The following is a 19,761-nucleotide window of genomic DNA, read 5'->3' on the forward strand; positions in this document are numbered from 1 at the left end:
CTGAAGTAACTGCATGAAAATCATGCAAGAAGCAGGCCGTCATTATGCTGGAATTCGTCATCCTGACAAAATGCCCCCTATGCTGCAATGCCATAAAACATTCTTGTGTGCAGTGCAGCAAAAAAGTGTTGACAGTATTTTTTGGTTGCGTTATTGTGCACAGCATCAAATGCTGCAAAGCAACAAAACTTGAAACCTTAAATATTGACCTTCTAGGAGATTACCATGCAAAACGAAATGATGAACATCGTAAAACAGTTCAGTGAAAGCGCTCTGGCTTCTGCCAAAAAAATCGGCGACCTGAACATGAAAACGTTTGAAACACTGGCTAGCAAGCAAGCTGAACTGGTTAAGTCTTGTGTTGAAATGGGCACTAAGAACGCTGAAGCTGTCACTAAAGTGAAAGACGTTACTGAACTGTCTGCTCTGCAACAAGAAGCTACCCGCTCTTGCGGCGAAAAATGGGTTGCTAACATGCGTGAAGCAACTGAAATGCTGACTTCTGTTCGTGACGAACTGACTGCCATCATGGAAGAAGCTGCTAAATACACCCAGTCTGGCGCAGAACAAGCTGTTGAAGCTGGCAAGAAAGCTGCTACTGAAGCAGTAGAAAAAACAACTGAAGCAGTTGAAAAAGCAGCAGCAGAAGTTGTTGAAATGACTAAAGAAGCGGCTGACAAAGCTGTTGAAGCCAGCAAGAAAGTTGCTAGCAAAGCTAAAGCTGCTTAATCACAGTTTAAGTTGATAGTTGGGTCGGGAGCGCAACTCCTCCTCCTCTCCTCTCTCTAGCCCGACCCAACGGACTATAACCGCCCACACCTCCTTGTGGGCGGTTTTTTTTTATGGCTGATGTTCCAGCGAGAAACCATCATCCATTTCCAGTGCTGCCACCGTCGGCATGGCTTGCCCAATCAACCCGCGCAATGCACCGTACATGCCACTTGTGCCAATCATGACGCGCTGCAAATGCTTTTCACGTTCTGCCCAATGCTTTTCCATCGCTCGCCGTTCTTTTTGGATTTGCCCCTGCATGGTATCGAACGCCTCGATAATGCTCTCGACTTGCTGGCGGAATTCGTCGCCGGAAAGGTAGCGGTACAGTAATTCCATTTTGGCATCCAAACCTTGGCTGGCAGCGCGGGCAAAATGCACTTGCACCAACTGTTCGCGTAACACGGCAGCGAGCGCCACCCAGCTTTTCAGGTCGGCAACCCAGACACTATCAACACGCCCGAAACCCCGGATGTGTTCCGGCAATACGGCGGAAACCAACACGGCAATCGCTGCTCCGGTGTGGCGTTGGTCTTCCTTGAGTTTGTCGATCCACGCCGGACTCCACGCTTTGGTGTTTTTCGACTCCCAAATGATCGTGCCGCATTCCTGTAATTGGGTGTTGATGATGGTTTGGATAATGTCCGCGCCGCGCATCCCTTTGGGCACGGGTTGGATGCGGTCATGGGGAAAACGTTGTTGCAGGCTGGCTTGCATGTCCTGTTCCAGCACCTCGCCTTGCAATTCTTGTGAGCCGAGTTCGCTGCGGCGTTTGGCGTCTTCTAGCGATTTGCGCAGGTCGTCGATCTGCTTTTCTTTTTCCTTGAGCTTGAGGTTTTGTTCTTCGCCGATTTGTTGGCGCAAGATGGCTTCGACGCGGTGACGTTCGGTGTCTAAACGGCGTTGGATTTCCAGTTCCATATCGCGGGCGCGGTCTTCCAGTTCAGCTTTTTGCTGGCGTAGGGCAAGTTCGGCTTGTTGCGCGGCCTCGACTTTTTGGCGGCTGCTGCTCAGTTGGGATTGGAGTAGGGTGATTTCTTGCGCGGCTTGGCTTTGCTGGTCGCTGACTTGCTGCTGCATGATTTGCAGTTGTTGTTGCAGGTCGGCTTGCGCTTGCTGGCGGGCGCGTTCGGCAGCGTTATGGATGGCTTGTTGCTGTTCGGCGTCGAGTTCTTGGCGCAATTGCCCGCGCAATACGTCGGAGACGGCAATGGTTGTGCCGCAGTTATGGCACTGGATGGTGGTGTCTTGCATGGGGCGTTTCCTTATTGGTGCAATGTGAACCATACCCAAGCGATGATGAGCACTGTGGCTGTCAAGGCTAACCAATTGATTTCGTCAGGAGCGGAAGGTTTGGGTTTGGGCTTAATGTCAGCTTCGAGTGCGTCGCGGGCTTTGGTTGCGGCATCGACTTCGTAAGTTTTGCTCATCGCTTTGGATTCAAGCAATTCCTTGCGCAGGTAATCTTTGATCCCCTCGACTTTGCCTTCGTCGATACCGGCTTTCTTGCCGTCTTTTTTTCCTTGGTCAAAACCGTCGCTATAGCCAGACGAGCGCCCAAGCCAATACCCTACTGTCACGCCCAGCAAAAAAATAAGGGATAGAACAAAGCCCATACCAATAGCCCTTAGCAATCACCCCCGTCTGACTATGGGACTAAGTATAGAAACTGATCGGGTTATTTGCCGTCTTTTGGCTGTAACCCTTGCAAAATACTTTCTTGCATTTTCTGCCATACCTGAATGTTTTGTTCGCCAATCTTCATCCAGGCATCCAAGGGTGTACCTGCCAGCACTTTATGCATCTGTTCGCGCATAGTGTTTTGTTGGCTGGTAAAAAGGTCGACACTTTGCCGCATGTATTCGGTAAAGCCCTTACGGGTGGTGTCACTGTAGTTACGGATGAATTGTTCCAGAACTTCAGCGCTGAACAGTGGCTGTCCGCCGGATTCCTGTTCCATGATGATTTGCAGCAAGATGCTACGGGTGATGTCATCGCCTGATTGGCGGTCAATAACTTTGAAGGAGGTTTCTGCCAGCACCAAATCGCGTACATCATTCAGGGTGATGTAACAGCTCTGGGCTGTGTCGTACAAGCGCCGGTTAGGGTACTTCTTGATAATGCGTTCTTCTGCCATAGGATTTTTACGTTGGGCTACTGCTGTGATGAAACAAAACGGTCAACTGGCTGCGGTTTTTGTGCAGCTTCTATCTATGATTTTATAGGTTAACGTTTTGTTATGCACACAAAAACAATACGCACCTGCTCAATAGCGGTGAATAGTGGGGGGAGGGGGTATAGGGGCGCAATATTTTACGCCCCTAACGTGCCATCTTAGTGGATGAACTGACCGCCGTTAGCGGAAATGTTCGCACCTGTGATGAAGCCCGCTTTGTCGGATGCCAAGAAAGAAACGATTGCAGCCATTTCTTCTGGAGTACCCAAACGGCCTACTGGGATTTGCGCGATGATTTTGTTACGCACGTCTTCCGCGATTGCCATAACCATTTCAGTCGCAATGTAGCCCGGTGACAAGGTGTTGATGGTCACGCCTTTGCGTGCAACTTCTTGCGCCAGTGCCATGCTGAAACCGTGTACGCCTGCTTTGGCAGCGCTGTAGTTGGTTTGACCGAACTGACCTTTTTGGCCATTGATGGAAGAAATGTTGATCACGCGACCAAAACCACGCTCAGCCATTTCGTTAACGAACTGGTGAGTGACGTTGAATACGCTGTCGAGGTTGGTTTTCATGACCGCAGCCCAATGTGCTGGGGTAATTTTCTTGAAGGTTGCGTCACGGGTGATGCCCGCGCAGTTAACGATAATGTCAACTTGACCGAAATCAGCAATAACCGCTTCTTTCAGTTTGGCGCAGTCATCATAGTTGCTAACGTCGCAAGGGTAGATCGCTACTTCATAATCTTGCTTGGCTTGCCATGCTTTGGCTTGCTCTTCTGGCTCGAAATAAGTTGTAACAACTTTGTAGCCATCAGCAGCGAACTGCTTGCAAATCGCGTTACCAATACCGCCAGTACCACCAGTTACCAGTGCAACTTTACTCATAATCAATGCTCCTCAAAATGTTTTAATTAAACCGCTTCAACAGCCAACGCAACGCCTTGACCACCACCGATACACAGTGTTGCCAGACCTTTTTTCGCGCCAGTGCGCTTCATGCCGTGCAACAGTGTTACCAGAACACGTGCGCCGGAAGCACCAATCGGATGGCCCAGTGCAATCGCGCCGCCGCTGACGTTAACCTTGCTCAGGTCAAAGCCGAGGCTTTCGTTGACAGACATGGCTTGTGCTGCAAATGCTTCGTTGGCTTCGATCATATCGAGGTCAGCAACGCTCCAGCCTGCTTTTTCCAAGCACTTGGTCGTCGCCGGGATAGGGCCAGTGCCCATGATTGCCGGATCAACGCCTGCGCTAGAGAAAGCTACAATGCGGGCCATTGGGGTTAAGCCCAGTTCAGCCGCTTTGGATGCTGTCATCACGATTACTGCCGCAGCACCGTCGTTGATGCCGGAAGCGTTGCCCGCAGTTACTGAGCCATCTTTCTTGAAAGCAGGGCGCAGTTTGCCAAGGGAAGCAGCGGTTGTGCCAGCGCGTGGGAATTCGTCGGTGTTGAATACAACCGGATCGCCTTTACGCTGTGGAATGACGACTGGGATGATTTCGTCGTTGAATACGCCAGCTTTTTGAGCCGCTTCAGTTTTCTGTTGGGAACCGGCCGCGAACTCGTCTTGCGCTTCACGGCTGAAACCGTATTTGGCTGCGATGTTTTCAGCGGTCATGCCCATGTGGTAATCATTGGTAGCGCACCACAGGCCATCTTTAATCATGGTGTCGACCATTTTCCAGTCGCCCATTTTCTGACCGTTGCGTGAGCCCGGCAGGACGTGTGCGGAAGCACTCATGGTTTCCTGACCGCCCGCGATAACGATGTCAGCATCGCCACAAGCTACTGCTTGGTACGCCAGATGAACTGCTTTCAAGCCGCTGCCGCAAACTTTGTTGATGGTCATCGCCGGAACTTCAACCGGCAGGCCAGCAGACAGGACAGCTTGGCGTGCAGGGTTTTGGCCTACACCAGCGGTCAATACTTGCCCCAGAATGACTTCGTTGATTTGGTCAGGTTTCAGGCCGGAACGTTCCAGCAAACCTTTGATGACGGTTGCACCCAGTTCAGATGCGGGGATGGCGGACAGAGCGCCACCAAATGTGCCGAGTGCGGTTCTGCCTGCGGCTACGATAACAATATCTTCGCGCATGAAGTTTCTCCTAGGGAACAGTTATATTTAAGCTTTGAATGCGGGTGGGTGCTGCCAACAATACCGTAAAAAATAATCCTGGATGCAAGCCACCGGGCGGCAAAGTGTTAACATTGTTGCGGCGCACAAAATACCATGTTAAGCTAGTAAAATGCAACGATTTTTTCGTAGGAGGAATGGATAATGATACCAGCTTGGTCTGACGATATGATGAAAAACTGGTCTGATGCTCAAAAGCGTTATTGGGACGCTTGGTCAGATTTAGCGAAAATGGGGCAGGCTGGTGCGCAGGCTCAACCTGCAATCCCGGCTTGGACGCAAGGTTTGGAGCAATGGTGGAAGGCTGTTAGCCCATACGCTGTGCCCGGCGCGTCTACGGATGCTTTCCATCGCGTGGTGGATATGGGCAAAACCTACATGAACCTTGCTGAAAATGCTTTCAAAGCACAACAGGCTGGTACAACAGGTGTAGAAGCGATGGACGCATGGATGGATTCGATGGAATCCGGTTTCGTTGCGTGCTGCAACCAGCTTGAAGCGGGCAAATTCAGCGCCCACGGTTTTGGCGTTGGTCAAGCCGCACTGGAAAGCTGGCAGCGTGTGTTGAAAGGCATGGGTATGCAAGCCTTCCAACAAGTGGGTGCAGGTGGTTTCCACATGCCGATGTCAGAAAACTGGCAGGAACAACTGAGCAAGGTACTGGGTACGCCTGCTGTTGGTTACAACCGCGAATCACAGGAACGCTTGCAGGAATTGGCGCTGTTGGGTGCTAACTACCAAGAAGCGACCGATGATTACCTGAAAGCCTTTGCTAAACAGGGTCTCAAGTCGGTTGGTGCATTGCGTGAACGTGTCAAAACGCTGCGTAATGAAGGCAAAACCATCAATACCCTGCGCGAACTGTATGACCTGTGGGTAGATGTCAACGAAGACGTTTACGGCAAATTCGCCATGACTGATGAATATCAGGTTGTGTACGGCGATATGGTTAACAGCCTGATGGCCTTGAAAAAGGGCATTAACGCTGAACTGGATACCGTTTACGAGTCTGCAAACCTGCCGACCCGCAAAGATTTGAACATGGCTTTCCAAAAACAGCAGGAAGCACGCCGTGAAAACCGCGCCCTGCGCCAGCAATTGCAGGAACTTTCCCGCAAGGTTGATGCGCTGACTGCTGCACAAGCGACTCCCGCTGCCCCCGCTCCCGTTGTTGCTGCCCCGGTTGAAGAAGCCGCAGCACCGGCAGACGTTGCGCCAGCAGAAGTGGTAGACGTGGAAGTAGCAGCGGCTCCGGTTGAAGCAGTGGCAGAAGCCGAAGCTAAGCCGAAAGCACCCCGCGCACGTAGCAAGAAAGCCTGATCACCCCGAATTCAAGGAGCACGAATATGCCGTTTCAAATACGTCCAGATGCCATCCTGAGCGAAGTTAAAGCGTTCAATGAGAAGCTCGCGCAGGGTATGACCAACATGATGGAAGTCGGTGAGATTTCCACTGGCGTTACCCCGTTCGAGGTGGTGTATCAGGAAGACAAACTCAAGCTGATCCGTTATCAGGGTACGCAAGAACCTAGCAACAAAGTGCCGATGCTGATCGTGTACGCGCTGGTTAACCGCCCTTACATGACTGACATCCAAGAAAACCGCTCTACCATCAAGGGCTTGTTGGATTCAGGGCAAGATGTGTACCTGATCGACTGGGGCTACCCGGATGCTTCCGACCGTTACCTGACGATTGATGACTACCTCAATGGCTATCTCGACCGTTGCGTGGATGAAATCCGTGCACGTCACAATGTCGATGCCATCAACCTCTTGGGTATCTGCCAAGGTGGCGCATTCAGCCTGTGCTACAGCTCCATGCACCCGGATAAGGTCAAGAATCTGGTGACAATGGTCACGCCAGTGGATTTCAAGACCCCTGACAACATGCTCAGCTACTGGGTACAAAACGTCGACATCGACCTGCTGGTTGATACCATCGGCAACGTTCCCGGCACTATGCTCAACTGGACATTCCTCAACCTGAAACCTTACCAGTTGATGGGGCAGAAATACCTCGGCATGGTTGACGTGATGGGCGATGCCCAGACCCTGAAAAACTTCATGCGCATGGAAAAATGGATTTTCGACAGCCCGGATCAGGCTGGCGAAACTTTCCGCCAGTTCATCAAGGATTTCTTCCAGCAAAACAAACTGCTGAAAGGCGAAGTACAGATCGGCGAATACACGGTTGACCTGCAAAACGTCACCATGCCAATCCTGAACGTGTTTGCTGAGCAAGACCATCTGGTTCCGCCGGACGCTTCCCGTGCGCTCAAAGGCGCGACTGGTACGTCGGATTACACCGAGCTGTCTTTCAAAGGCGGTCACATCGGTATTTATGTCAGCGGCAAAGCGCAAAAGACCATCCCACCTGCAATTGGTGAGTGGCTGACAGCGCGTAGCTAAATCCTCCCCCCGCCCCTCCTTTTGCAAAGGAGGGGTGCAAGAAGGGCTTATTTCTGTCGGTGATGGGAGTAAGCTCCTTTCTTATGTCTTACCTTCTGCTTTTTTTCTCGGCACTGCTTGCTGCCACTGTGATTCCCGCCCAATCGGAAGCTTTACTCCTGAGCTTGATGCTCAATGGGCAGGGTACGTTTTGGCTGCTGATTGCCGTCGCTACTTGCGGTAATACGCTGGGGTCGGTGATTAATTGGTGGTTGGGGCGCTATCTGGAGCACTTCCGCGACAAACGCTGGTTTCCGGTGAAAGCGGCGACGTTGGAGCGGGCGCAGCAGCAATTCCAACGTTATGGCTGGTGGTCGTTGCTGTTGAGTTGGTTGCCAGTGGTGGGTGATCCGCTGACGGTGATGGCGGGGGTGATGCGGATGCCGTTGCTACCGTTCGTCCTGATCGTGGCTTTAGCCAAGGGCGGGCGCTATTGGGTGCTGGGCTGGCTAGTGACGGGCTGACAAGAAACTGCGATGATGGGGGCGTTAACTACTGCGAGGAACCCATCATGAAAATAACACCTTGGTTTGCTGCATCCTTGTTCTGCCTAAGTGCAGCAGCATCGGCGGATGCGCCTTTCATTGAACATGCCACCGGCTTTTTCGATGCCAGTATGCCGTTGGGCGAATGCCGTGCTCAAGGCAAAAAAGCCTTCAGCGCGTTAGGCGTTACCGAAAAAAGCTCCACTAATCCGCGCAATGAGGTGGTGGGTTTTAAAGGGGATTACAAAGTCGTGCTGTATTGCGTGAGTTCGGAAGGTGGCTGCGATGAACCAGCAGAACCTTATGCCAGCGGCGGCACGGTGATTGTTGCGGGGCCGGATTACGCCAAGGTCAAAGGCTTGGTGGATGGGGTTAAGGCAAAGCTGAAGCTGCAATAGGGCGGTTATCTGTCAGGCTCAAGACATTGGTAATTTTTAGTATTATAATGCTAAAAAACTACTTGAAAGCAGGTATTGCAGTAAGATGATTGAGCCGCTACAGCACCTTTCCAATCAAATCAGGACGCAAAAGCTGCCGGATTACCAGCGTTTCCTGTTCCGGCAAATCGACTTTTCGCAACGCTTGATTGGCATCATGGGCGCACGCGGGGCGGGTAAAACCACCCTGCTGCTGCAATACCTCAAATCCGTGGCGCGGGAAACCAAGGTGCTGTATGTCATTGCTGAGCACCCTTTGGTCGGGCAGCACGGGCTGTTTACCATTGCCGATGAATTCCAGAAAATTGGCGGTGAATTGCTCATCATCGACGAAATCCACAAATGCCAACATTTCGAGCGCGACCTGAAGCTGATTTTCGACAGCTATTTCAATCTCAAGGTCATTTTCACGGGTTCGTCAGCAACCGCAATTGACAATGCCAAGGCGGACTTGAGCCGTCGCGCCATGTTGTACCGTTTGCCCGTGTTGTCATTCCGCGAATTTCTGGAGTTGGAAACGGGCGAAACCTTTGAAGCCGTGACGCTGGATGCCCTGCTCCAACACCATCCGCAATTGGCGTTGGAAACTGTCAGTCGGATCAAACCCTTGGCGTATTTGCCCGCGTATCTGGAACACGGTGCTTACCCGTTTTACTGTGAGGCAGGGTCAACCCATTTGCCGCGCTTGCTGAATGTGTCGATGCAGGTGATCGAGACGGACATCCCCGCGCTTTACCCGATTGACTACGACAAAGTGAATGCGCTGAAAAAGCTAATGGTGATGTTGTGCCAAAGCGAGCCTTACGATATTAATGTGTCGAAGCTGTGCGGCGCGGTGGAGCTGAACCAGAAAACCCTCTACAAATATTTGGGTTTATTGCAGGCGGCGGGTTTGTTGCGCTTGTTGGGGGCGAAATCCAGCGGGGTCAGTATTATTTCCAAGCCGGAAAAACTGTATCTGGATAACACCAACCTGTTTGCCGTGTTTTGCAACCAGCCTAAAGCGGGAACGCTACGCGAGACGTTTTTTGCCTCCATGCTGTCTTACCACCACACATTGAATTACCCCAAAAGCGGTGATTTTCTGGTCGATGGGCAGTACATCTTTGAAGTCGGTGGCAAAGCCAAATCGAAGAAGCAGATTAAGGATGAAACGGCGGCGTGGGTGGTGGCGGATGGGCTGGAAATTGGGGTGGAGGGGAAGATTCCGCTGTGGTTGTTTGGGTTTTTGTATTGAGTTGATGTCTATTTGCTCACGCGGCTTTCTGCTGGGGCAAATGCACGTCTACCACGATTTCTGAGTAGGGCGTAAACACTTTGCCGTTAGCGTCGCGTTCGATGGCAAGCCATTCCATTAGGCGTTCCACATCGTTGTGGACGTTTTTGTAATCACGTTGCAGGGTGCGGGCAAGTTCGGCGATGCTCATCGCGCCGTGTTCGCGTAATGCTGCCAGTAAATCCCAGCGTTTTGGGGTGAAAACACTGAGCATTTGGCTGACGTTTTTGAAGCCTACGCCGAAATAAGGGGCGGGTTCTTCGCCGATGTCCAACCGTTCCATCATCTGTTGGGCGAGTGCCAATGAAGATTGGATGCCAGAGCTTACTTTTATGGTCAGAATGCGTCCGCTCATGTGTTTACCCCTTCAATATCTTGCATAAAATCCGCTACCAGACGGGCTGGGCTTTGAAATTCATAGGACAGTTCAACGCCTTGAATATGCTTGTGGTCGCCTTTGCCGCGTTCATTGTCGTAGCCGACTACCCGCTCACCATCAACGATGTAGACCAGCCGATACTTGAATGGATGCTCCGAGGGCGGTACAGGCTTGGGAACGCGCCAGATCAGGATTTCCACGAAACCTTGAGCATATTCTTCCTTGGTGTGCAGTAGTTTTGTAGCTGGCATGGGGATATTGTGACATTGAAGTTTTATGGTGTAAAGAACCATAAAAAATAGGATTGGGAACTAACAACGCCACTCGCAGCCGAAAGCGGGTTTCAGCGAGAACGCGAGCGGCGTTTGAATTCAATGCGGGCGGATGGCTCAGTGATTCAGTGCCTGTATGTCCTGCAAGGTTTTACGTGCTGCTTTGGTGGCGGCTGAGTCGGTTAAGGGCGCGAGGATGGCTTGCCATGCCTTTAGGTCAACGTCTTTGCCTTCGTCCGGCTGGTTTTTCCAGTCTTGCTTGATGAAATCCAGCGTGGCGGCGGCAGCTTTTAGGGCATCTTCAGCGTGTTTGCCGTGGGGGAAACGCTTGAGGTATTCGCCTTCCATCATCAGGCTGCGGGCGGACATGCAGCCGATAGAGCCTTCGCACTCCCCGCCGACAAAGGCATTGGCGGCTTGCCATGCAATCGCGTCACCGATGGCATCTTTTGCGTGGAGGTCAGCCAATGTCCAGAAGTTTTCCGGCTTCACCAGATAGGAGTCGCTGGGTTCGGAGTGGAAGGCGTTATCCCCCAGTTGCTTGAGCCACGCGGCATACGGGGGCTTGGCGCTGTCCGCTGAGGTGATGGGGAAAAGCGAAAGTTGCACTGCCCGCCAGTAGGCCAATTCCAGTTCGCCCCGTGCTTCCGCGTCCTTGCTGGCAGCGGCGGCAGTGTGGGCAAATTGGCTGGTTTCCACCGCGTCCGAAAATGACAGCGGCGATTTGTTGTCGTAACCGTCGTATAACTTATCCGCAGCGCCGATTTTGTCCCGTATCAGGGTCAGGCGGGCATTGTCGGCTTGGGCGGGGTCGAAACTGCGCAAAAAGCCCCCGAAAATCCAACCTTTAAGCGGGGCGTCCACTTGATACCAATAGGCCGATTGGTTGCCGATTTTGACACTTTCGGCGGTACGTTGGCTGGATGCGAAATCCGTACCCAACGTGAGCTTGCCGACTTCGGTGGCACTGGTGGAAGGGGCTGCGCGTACCCGGACACCCGTGCCAACGGTGATTTTGTAATTGTTTTCAGCTACATAGTTTTCAGCCGCGTGACATGCGCCAGCCGTCAGCAGGACAGTGATGAAAGCGGCAAATAATGGGGTGGCAAATTTTCGTATCATTGTGTGTCTCCCTCTGGTGGCTAAAAGTTGAGGATAGCATATTGGCGCAGGATACAGTGTACTGTACGGAAAGGCTTTATTAGGGATTTTCACTTGTTAGTGATTCTATGCTTAATTATTTTCATGTTAATTTTCCCTGCGACCAATAATTGACGTGGCTGATTTTTTTAGCCATTCATCAGCATTTTTTTCTGTTAATAACCACTCGGCAAGCTCAACTGCTTTTGGACTATTTTTGCTGCTGAGTTCATACAGTGCTGATGTGGCGCATGATTGCTCGTTATCATAGTCCAAAACGAGTTCAATCAAAATCTCTTCTGGTAATTCCTCCCAGTTCGGCTCAATTTCTGGATAGCAAAATTGAATTGCTCGCTTCTTATCTAATGTTAAGTTCATGTTGTTATGCTTGTTATAATATCGTGAATTACGTGTCGGGCTAACGAGAGTGTAGGAAGCTTCAGGCATGAATTTCTTAACTACTTGATTTTAAAAAATTAAAACTTCAATTTTAGGATTATTCTACAGCATCAACGTCCGAATTGATGGGCGCGGCGGGGAGTAAATTGATCGGAGTCGTGTGCTGTCACCGCGTCCGTCGTCGAATAACTTGTTGGCGCATTAATTGAAATCATCAACAAATCAAAGCTCTTTTGTAAATGGGATACTCTCGCCATCTTCATTTACCAGGCTGACACGCTCTATCACGAATCATCGCGGCATATTTAAATCTTTATATTTATCAAAAAATCCCAAGACTAAACAGGCTATAAGGGAAGATATAAAACCTCCAAAAGCAACAAAATCACTTCTAACAATGGATTGATATGGTGTTAATTCTTTTAGTCCATCATTTATAGAAAGCCAATCAATTCTCATTGAATAAAATAAATAGGAGTGTACTATTGTATATGATAAGGCGATTATATTTAATGTTGTGATGACGTGAATTTTGATTGGGTTAATCTTGTCGAGTATGGAAAACATCAATGAATATAAAATCAGGATCATCATAGTAATAATTTGAACATCGACTCTAATAAAAATCTCATTTATATCATTATTTTTAAACTGAGAGGCAATAATGAAACTGCTGATCTCAGCAATAAGCATTATTAAAAATGAAATAGTGAAAACCTTAATGAATCTCATTGTTTATTTAGGTTTAATTTTTTGTTTAATATGTGATTTATTTTGATTTTATCTGTATGCTATTGCATGATAAAATCATCTCTTTTCTCGGTCTTTGAATCTGGAGATGCTTTTTGTTTTGCCCTACGCCAACGCCTAAATCAGGTGCGCCGAAGGCGTCACCTGGATTTACTTGTTATGCCATATGCTGCTGAAAATTTCCAAAATATGGTTTGAGTGCATTGACTATCAATTCTTTACAGTCACTTTTTGCAAGCCTGACGACAGTCTCTGGTAACGTCCCGTTGGCCAATCCTAAAGAGTTGCTGACTTGGGATGAAAGTGATTTTCTATTGAATATCGCCAGCAATTGTCTGTAATCGCTGTTTTGAATGACATTACTGTAGAGTGTGTGAGTATCTGAATAAATCTGGTTGACGTCAATGTTTGCGACTAGATTTTGCAATGCAGAATCTATTGCAGCAGCTCCCTTTTGGCTGGCGTCAAACATATTCAATTGAAACTTGACCTCGCTTGAAACCCGCAACGATACCTGCCCATCTAGCTCGTTTTGCAACCGGCTAAATATCGTAGTAGATACAGTCTGAAAATCTGTCACAGGATCGCGGGCTAGCCTCCCGCTAATTATTTCAAGGACTTCTTGCGTGCAGAAAAGGTTTTCTACTTCAGCCACTTCCAGTACATAGATTGAGTCTTGCTCAAGCTTTGCAATTTCTGCTGGTACTCGCCTGTCACGATCAATAACACCGTACACCTCTAAGTGGTGAATCTGTGGGTTTGCTTTCAAGGCTTTCACAGATTGGATAACCTGAGTACAGCTTCCGCGAGGTATTACAAGGAAATTAGCCAGAAGCTCTCGATAGAGAGAAACATCATAACTTCCATTTTCACCTTCAACGAAAACTACGGGTTTCCTGCTGCCTAAAATCTCAATCAGAAGGTCGTCGGGGAGGTCCTCATCTTGATTTATCTGCTCCCAATCCCATTTGGAGCCATCGAAAGACTTTAGCCACACCATTTTTGCAGCAGCTTTAGCTGCTGCGAAATCCACATCATGGGTAAGATAGACAAATAAGCAGTCTTCACGCTGTTTTTCAATGGCATCCCATAAAGGTGCTTGTATTGATTTATGCAGGTGTAACTCGGGCTCATCGATTACAATAATTCCATCTCGGGGCGCTGCTAAACACTGACCTATTAAATAAAATATTACTCTCTCACCATCTGACATCTCGGATGAGTTATAAAGCTTTTCTTCATGGCCTTTAACGCGTGTTTGTATTCTTAAGCCGCCGATGATTAATTCCCGGTGAGGTAGAATTTCTTCCCACAATTCTTTTACGCGATCAATCTTCGTTACGGGAGGCTCAACGCGATCATCACTCGCTTTACATTCCCTCTTGAATTTAGCGTTTTCCTCTGTTTCATCAGAAAACAGGTAAACCATAAGTTTTTGATAATCGTTTAGAGGTTGAGTCGCCGGTTTATCATTAAACTTGCTGGATTTGTGTTGGTATGACCATTTAGGGTTGCCGAACAGCAAGTCTTTTTCAGCCTGCTCTATCGACTGAGGTGTTGTTGAATCTGGCAAAGCCAAGGATTTTTGAGCCGATATGCGGTGTACACTATTCTTCTGCGGTGAGGTTATTTCTATCCATGTACCTAGCCGAGTTTTACCCGAGCCATTCGCGCCGATTAACAGTAGGCTCTGAGAAGTTTCTATCTCCTCAGTAGTATTTTCTTTTGGAAGTACAAGCTTTTTCATATATTAAATTGCCTATTTCGGATCAGGGCATAACAGTTTGTTAGACGGAAGCTATGTATAACAGGATATACAGCCTCCGCTCAACAAATGTTCAGACGCTGGATATACAGTTCGCCGAGCGTTCCGCATATTCTGGGATTGTCGCCGCTGTTTCCCGTGCCCCTTACTGTTTACCATCACCGTTGCCATACGAATGGGGTATGGCTGACACGCTACCGCCCTGCCACGTCGAAGCCGACCGGCATAGGGTCAGGCGCGTGTTTTTATGATTGGTATGGCGAGTATTGGGTTGGTCGTCAGCGGTTGACGAATTGCCTGAAACTTTACCATAAGCTGACGAAAAATACCCACGAATGAAGCACACATCCGCAGCAAAATACCGCCATTTTGGTGCGTGTGCTAACCTCAAACGAAGAACTCGTTTAGGAGAAAGCCTAATGCCACCAGCACACCCACGCGATTACCTCAGTGTTGAAGATTACCTTGCAGGCGAACGCGAGAGCGAACAGAAATACGAATACGTCGATGGGAAAGCGTATGCAATGGCGGGGGCAAGCGCCAATCATAACCGTATCTGGCAGCACCCACCGCAAGGATAAAACCGAAAAACGCGCCGAATACCTCGCCTTGCCCAGCTTGTTGGAATACGTGCTGATCGAGCAAGACATTGCCGAAGTGGTGGTACAACGGCGCAGCGAGGCATGGCGTTCTACCTATTACTACCCCGGCTCAACCGTCACGCTGGAATCCATCGGCTTAACGGTCGCGGTCGAAGCGATTTACGAGCGCGTGGATAACGCCGACATGCGCGTATTTTGGGCAGAATCAACCGCCAAAACGTAAGCCCAGCAAGCGTTCCCGGTTGGTTTCATCGCACGCGGCTGAGGATGGAAACCAGTTGGGCGTTGAGGTCGGTCATGGTCTAGGCTCGTGTCTAGTGAAACATGCTAAACTTAGCACACTCGATTGATTTCCGTGGCAACCATGAACAAACATTTCACCACCTCCGGCCCCGTTGTCCCCAGTAAGCATTACTGCATTGACCCGATGCTACGTCTCGATTGGGAAGAAATCCGCTACCTGATTGACGCAGAAAAATACTTCGTGTTGCACGCCCCGCGCCAGACGGGCAAGACCAGCACTTTACTGGCTATGATGGAGGTGCTGAATAAAAGCGGCGAATACAACACCCTGTACGTCAATATCGAAGGAGCGCAAACGGCGAGGGAAGACGCGGACAAAGGGATGACCACCGTCTGCCAGACCATTGCGGCACGGGCGCGTGATTACGGTATCGAACCCACCTTGCCAGCCTTAGCACAATCCATTTTGGCGCACACCAATCCGGGAACTGCCGTTACTGAACTGCTGGCACAGTGGGCGCAAATCAGCCCCAAGCCTATCGTGCTGATGCTGGATGAGGTGGATACCCTGATCGGTGACACCCTGATTTCCCTGTTGCGGCAAATCCGTGCAGGTTATGCGCAACGCCCCCGCGCCTTTCCGCAAAGCATCATCCTCTGCGGGGTACGTGACGTGCGTGATTACCGTATGCAGAACGCACACAAGGAAACCATTACTGGCGGCAGTGCCTTCAATATCAAAGCCGAATCCCTGCGCATGGGCAATTTCAGCCTTGAGGAGGTTAGGACGCTTTATCAACAACATACCGCTGCTACAGGGCAGGTATTTGAGGAGGATGTGTTTCCTGCATTGTGGGAAGACACCCAAGGCCAGCCGTGGTTGGTAAATGCTTTGGGGCATGAAATGACGTGGAAAGATAAAAGCGCCCGTGACCGCAGCACCCCCATCACGAGGGAGCGTTACCAAGCTGCCCGCGAACGCCTGATCCGTTCCCGCGCCACCCACCTTGACCAACTGACAAACCAACTCAAAGAGCGTCGCGTCTATGCTGTGATTGCCGCGCTGTTGGCAGGTGAAAGCCGGATTGCCAACTTGCAGGATGATGACCTGCAATACGTGGAAGACTTGGGGCTGATCAGGACACGCCCACAAATCGCCATCAGCAACCGCATTTATCAGGAAATCATCCCGCGTGAAATCACCTGGCAATGGCAAGCGACCATTACCCACCAGCAAGCGTGGTATCTAACCCCAGAACGCCGCTTGGATATGGTGAAACTGTTAACCGCTTTCCAGCAATTTTTCCGCGAAAACTCGGACGTGTGGTTGCAAGGCTTGCCCTATAAAGAAGCTGGCCCCCACCTGATCCTGCAAGCGTTTTTGCAGCGCATCGTCAATGGCGGCGGGCGCATCCACCGCGAATATGCTTTGGGGCGCAAGTACACCGACTTGTACCTCGAATGGCCGCTGGATGAGGTCAAAGGCTTTTACGGCGAAGTGCAGCGCGTGGTGCTGGAACTAAAAATCCTTTACGCCAACCTCGACAAGACCATTGCCGATGGCACTGTCCAAGCCAGTAGCTATGCCCGCCACTGCGGGGCGACGGAAGTGCATCTGGTGATTTTCAACCGCAACCCGGAAGTCAGTTGGGAGGAGAAAATCTGGCATCAGGTGCGCCACGATGCTGAGTTGCAAGTGGATGTGTGGGGGGCGTGATCTACGCCCCATTCCAGTGCAAGTGCTCCTGCCTACTCCCTAAATAAGCGCACCCTAATGCACGCTTCTCTTCCTCTTGCTCCCTTCACCCCTTGCGAGGGAAGGGCTGGGGATGGGGGTTAACGGCGCAGCCGCCCTTGGCACAAGCCTTGCATTAAATTCCCCAAACGCTGCTCCACGGTCAACGGCGACCGTACCGCAGTACCCACGCACCGTTGCGTGACGACAACTTATTTGGGTAACGAAGCCCTGAACCTTCTGGTCTATTCCGGCCTTGAGGTTCAGGGCTTTTTTGTTTTTAGGAGAAAGCATTGTGCTTAAAGAAAATCTGGTACTGATCGGCAACGGCATGGCGGGGGTGCGCACCCTCGAAGAATTGCTCAAACTTGCGCCCGACCAATACAACATCACGGTGTTCGGCGAAGAGCCTTACGGCAACTACAACCGCATCATGCTTTCGCCAGTGCTTGCCAGCGAAAAGACCATCGAGCAAATCATGCTCAACGATGAGTCGTGGTACACCGACAATGGCATTACCCTGCACAAAGGCAAAAAGGTTGAGGAAATCAACCGCGCCCGCCGCGAAGTGATCGCCAGTGATGGCACGGTTGCCCATTACGACCGTTTGATTATTGCCACGGGTTCTGTGCCATTCATGCTGCCGATTCCGGGGGTGGATAAAGCGGGGGTGATCGGTTTCCGCGACATCAAAGACGTGGATACGATGTTGGAAGCGTCCAGCAAATACAAACACGCAGTGGTCATCGGCGGTGGCTTACTCGGTCTGGAAGCGGCGAATGGCTTGATGAAACAGGGGATGCAAGTCAGCGTTGTGCACTTGCTCGATACCTTGATGGAACGCCAGCTCGACAAACCCGCCGCGCAGATGTTGCAAAAATCGCTCGAAGCGCGCGGCATGAAATTCCTGATGCAAGCCAGCACTGCCGAACTGTTGGGTGATGGGCGCGTCACGGGGGTGCGTTTCAAAGATGGTTCGGTGGTTGAAGCCGACCTTGTGGTGATGGCGGTTGGCATCAAACCCAATATTGCGTTGGGTAAAGCGGCTGGCCTGTATTGCGAACGCGGCATTGTGGTCAATGACACGATGCAAACCATTACCGACCCGAAAATCTACGCTATCGGCGAATGTGTGCAACACCGGGGCACGGCTTACGGTTTGGTTGCGCCGCTGTTCGAGCAAGCCAAAGTTGCTGCCAACCATTTGGCAAAATACGGTATCGCCCGCTACCAAGGCACGGTGACTTCCACCAAGCTGAAAGTAACGGGGATTGAGTTATTTTCCGCAGGTGATTTCATCGGTAATGACAAGACCGAAGACATCGTGTTTAAGGATGCGGCTTCCGGCACGTACAAGAAGATCGTGTTGGAAGGCAACCAGATCAAAGGCGCGGTGCTGTACGGCGACACCGTGGATGGAAGCTGGTATTTCCAGATGATGAAAGACGGCACGGACGTTTCCGCCTTCCGTGACAGCCTGTTGTTTGGGCAACACCATCTGGGTGATTCTGGGCATAACCCTGAAACCCGCGTCGCCAGCTTGCCCGATTCTGCCGAAATTTGCGGCTGTAACGGGGTGTGCAAAGGCGACATCGTAAAAGCCATCACCGAAAAGAAACTGTTCACGCTGGATGAAGTCCGCGCCCACACCAAGGCTTCCGCGTCGTGCGGCTCATGTACCGGGCTGGTCGAATCGCTGTTGGCGCACACGGTCGGTGGGGATTATTCCGCCACACCCAAAACCAAGCCGCTGTGCAAATGCACCGAGCATACCCACGACGACATCCGCGCTGGCATCCTGCAACACAGCCTGAAAACTATGCCTGCGGTACGCGAGTTCTTCGACTGGAAAACCCCGGATGGTTGCCCCGCTTGCCGCAATGCGCTCAATTACTACCTGCTGTGCGCCTACCCGACCGAGTATCAGGATGACCCGCAATCGCGTTACATCAACGAACGCGCCCACGGTAACATCCAGAAAGATGGCACGTATTCGGTTGTGCCGCGCATGTTCGGCGGCATGTGTACTTCCGACCAATTACGCGCCATTGCCGACGTTGCCGACAAATACCAAGTGCCCACCATGAAGGTCACGGGCGGGCAGCGTATTGATATGTTCGGCATCCAGAAAGAGCAATTGCCTGCGATGTGGAAAGACCTTTCCACTGCGGGTTTCGTTTCCGGTCATGCTTACGGCAAAGCCATGCGCACGGTGAAAACCTGTGTGGGCAGCGAATGGTGCCGTTTCGGTACGCAAGATTCCACCGGGCTGGGTGTGAAGCTGGAAGAACTCACGTGGGGTTCGTGGATGCCACACAAGTTCAAGCTGGCAGTTTCCGGTTGCCCGCGCAACTGTGCGGAAGCGACCATCAAGGACATCGGCGTGGTGTGCGTCGATTCCGGCTACGAATTGCACATCGGCGGCAATGGCGGTATCAAAGTGCGTGTCACCGACCTGCTGTGTAAAGTCGCTACCGAAGCAGAAGTGCTGGAATACACCGGCGCGTTCTGCCAATTTTACCGCGAAGATGCGCATTATCTGGAACGCACTGCTCCGTGGGTCGAGCGAGTCGGCCTTGCAAAAATCAAGGCAGCGGTAGTAGATGATGCAGCACAACGCCAAGCCTTGCACGCACGTTTCCTGATTTCCCAACAACCCGCCCAGATTGACCCGTGGAAAGCGCGAGCCAACGGTGCGGAAGCCCTCGAATTCACCCCGATTACCCTCGCACAATAAGGAGCAACAA

General features: G+C 50.9%; 21 protein-coding genes. 11 read left to right on the forward strand and 10 right to left on the reverse strand.

Translation table 11 applies throughout. The features are described from left to right. Positions 1–13: 13 nt before the first annotated feature. Positions 14–193, forward strand: a complete 180-nt coding sequence (locus PHE17_RS13625; protein WP_301016436.1) for a hypothetical protein — start codon at positions 14–16, stop codon at positions 191–193. 32 nt (positions 194–225) lie between these two features. Beyond that, entirely contained in the window at positions 226–729 is a 504-nt protein-coding gene (locus PHE17_RS13630) for a phasin family protein (RefSeq protein ID WP_301016438.1), read from the forward strand. A gap of 111 nt (positions 730–840) precedes the next feature. Here the strand turns inward: PHE17_RS13630 and PHE17_RS13635 are convergent, their stop codons facing one another. The 5 genes from PHE17_RS13635 to PHE17_RS13655 form a co-directional block, all read right to left on the reverse strand. Beyond that, the gene (locus PHE17_RS13635) at positions 841–2,025 is read right to left on the reverse strand and encodes a DUF2130 domain-containing protein (protein ID WP_301016439.1); all 1,185 of its coding nucleotides are present in this window, start codon (positions 2,023–2,025) and stop codon (positions 841–843) included. An 11-nt stretch (positions 2,026–2,036) separates the two neighbouring features. Beyond that, positions 2,037–2,387, reverse strand: coding sequence for a hypothetical protein (locus PHE17_RS13640; RefSeq protein ID WP_301016441.1), 351 nt, complete (start codon positions 2,385–2,387; stop codon positions 2,037–2,039). A 62-nt stretch (positions 2,388–2,449) separates the two neighbouring features. Continuing rightward, positions 2,450–2,908, reverse strand: a complete 459-nt coding sequence (gene phaR / locus PHE17_RS13645) for a polyhydroxyalkanoate synthesis repressor PhaR (protein WP_301016442.1) — start codon at positions 2,906–2,908, stop codon at positions 2,450–2,452. Positions 2,909–3,105: 197 nt separating this feature from the next. Beyond that, complete coding sequence (phbB, locus tag PHE17_RS13650; protein WP_301016443.1) at positions 3,106–3,834, reverse strand: acetoacetyl-CoA reductase; 729 nt, start codon at positions 3,832–3,834, stop codon at positions 3,106–3,108. 26 nt (positions 3,835–3,860) lie between these two features. After that, positions 3,861–5,045 (reverse strand): acetyl-CoA C-acetyltransferase, encoded by a 1,185-nt coding sequence (locus PHE17_RS13655; RefSeq protein WP_301016444.1) that lies wholly within the window; start codon positions 5,043–5,045, stop codon positions 3,861–3,863. 183 nt (positions 5,046–5,228) lie between these two features. Here PHE17_RS13655 and phaE point away from each other — a divergent pair, with 183 nt between their 5' ends. From phaE to PHE17_RS13680, 5 genes are all read left to right on the forward strand, one after another. After that, the gene (phaE, locus tag PHE17_RS13660; RefSeq protein ID WP_301016445.1) at positions 5,229–6,404 is read left to right on the forward strand and encodes a class III poly(R)-hydroxyalkanoic acid synthase subunit PhaE; all 1,176 of its coding nucleotides are present in this window, start codon (positions 5,229–5,231) and stop codon (positions 6,402–6,404) included. A gap of 26 nt (positions 6,405–6,430) precedes the next feature. Next, entirely contained in the window at positions 6,431–7,492 is a 1,062-nt protein-coding gene (locus PHE17_RS13665) for a class III poly(R)-hydroxyalkanoic acid synthase subunit PhaC (RefSeq protein WP_301016447.1), read from the forward strand. An 83-nt stretch (positions 7,493–7,575) separates the two neighbouring features. Then, the gene (locus PHE17_RS13670) at positions 7,576–7,995 is read left to right on the forward strand and encodes a YqaA family protein (RefSeq protein WP_301016448.1); all 420 of its coding nucleotides are present in this window, start codon (positions 7,576–7,578) and stop codon (positions 7,993–7,995) included. A 47-nt stretch (positions 7,996–8,042) separates the two neighbouring features. After that, positions 8,043–8,414, forward strand: a complete 372-nt coding sequence (locus PHE17_RS13675; protein ID WP_301016450.1) for a hypothetical protein — start codon at positions 8,043–8,045, stop codon at positions 8,412–8,414. Positions 8,415–8,499: 85 nt separating this feature from the next. Then, positions 8,500–9,690 (forward strand): AAA family ATPase, encoded by a 1,191-nt coding sequence (locus tag PHE17_RS13680; protein ID WP_301016451.1) that lies wholly within the window; start codon positions 8,500–8,502, stop codon positions 9,688–9,690. 16 nt (positions 9,691–9,706) lie between these two features. Here the strand turns inward: PHE17_RS13680 and PHE17_RS13685 are convergent, their stop codons facing one another. The 5 genes from PHE17_RS13685 to PHE17_RS13705 all read right to left on the reverse strand — a co-directional run bounded on the left by PHE17_RS13685 (position 9,707) and on the right by PHE17_RS13705 (position 14,416). Beyond that, complete coding sequence (locus PHE17_RS13685; RefSeq protein WP_301016452.1) at positions 9,707–10,084, reverse strand: hypothetical protein; 378 nt, start codon at positions 10,082–10,084, stop codon at positions 9,707–9,709. Beyond that, entirely contained in the window at positions 10,081–10,359 is a 279-nt protein-coding gene (locus PHE17_RS13690) for a DUF6516 family protein (RefSeq protein WP_301016453.1), read from the reverse strand. Before PHE17_RS13690 ends, PHE17_RS13685 begins: the two co-directional genes overlap by 4 nt. Positions 10,360–10,497: 138 nt before the next feature. Continuing rightward, positions 10,498–11,502, reverse strand: a complete 1,005-nt coding sequence (locus tag PHE17_RS13695) for an SH3 domain-containing protein (protein WP_301016454.1) — start codon at positions 11,500–11,502, stop codon at positions 10,498–10,500. Between the two features lie 126 nt (positions 11,503–11,628). Next, a complete protein-coding gene (locus PHE17_RS13700) occupies positions 11,629–11,898 on the reverse strand; it encodes a hypothetical protein (RefSeq protein WP_301016455.1) in 270 nt (89 codons plus the stop codon). A 928-nt stretch (positions 11,899–12,826) separates the two neighbouring features. Continuing rightward, positions 12,827–14,416 (reverse strand): DUF4435 domain-containing protein, encoded by a 1,590-nt coding sequence (locus tag PHE17_RS13705; RefSeq protein WP_301016457.1) that lies wholly within the window; start codon positions 14,414–14,416, stop codon positions 12,827–12,829. A 437-nt stretch (positions 14,417–14,853) separates the two neighbouring features. On the opposite strand from PHE17_RS13705, the gene PHE17_RS21715 reads away from it, so the two are divergent. From PHE17_RS21715 to nirB, 4 genes are all read left to right on the forward strand, one after another. Then, entirely contained in the window at positions 14,854–15,015 is a 162-nt protein-coding gene (locus tag PHE17_RS21715) for a hypothetical protein (protein ID WP_363320118.1), read from the forward strand. Beyond that, a complete protein-coding gene (locus PHE17_RS13710) occupies positions 14,954–15,259 on the forward strand; it encodes a Uma2 family endonuclease (protein WP_363320119.1) in 306 nt (101 codons plus the stop codon). The genes PHE17_RS21715 and PHE17_RS13710 overlap by 62 nt, the downstream gene beginning before the upstream one ends. Before the next feature lie 141 nt (positions 15,260–15,400). Then, entirely contained in the window at positions 15,401–16,996 is a 1,596-nt protein-coding gene (locus tag PHE17_RS13715) for an AAA-like domain-containing protein (protein WP_301016458.1), read from the forward strand. Positions 16,997–17,309: 313 nt separating this feature from the next. Further along, positions 17,310–19,751 (forward strand): nitrite reductase large subunit NirB, encoded by a 2,442-nt coding sequence (gene nirB, locus PHE17_RS13720; RefSeq protein WP_301016459.1) that lies wholly within the window; start codon positions 17,310–17,312, stop codon positions 19,749–19,751. The last annotated feature ends 10 nt before the right edge of the window (positions 19,752–19,761 follow it).

It is taken from the genome of Thiothrix sp. (genome assembly GCF_028714775.1).
Classification (GTDB): Bacteria; Pseudomonadota; Gammaproteobacteria; order Thiotrichales; family Thiotrichaceae; genus Thiothrix.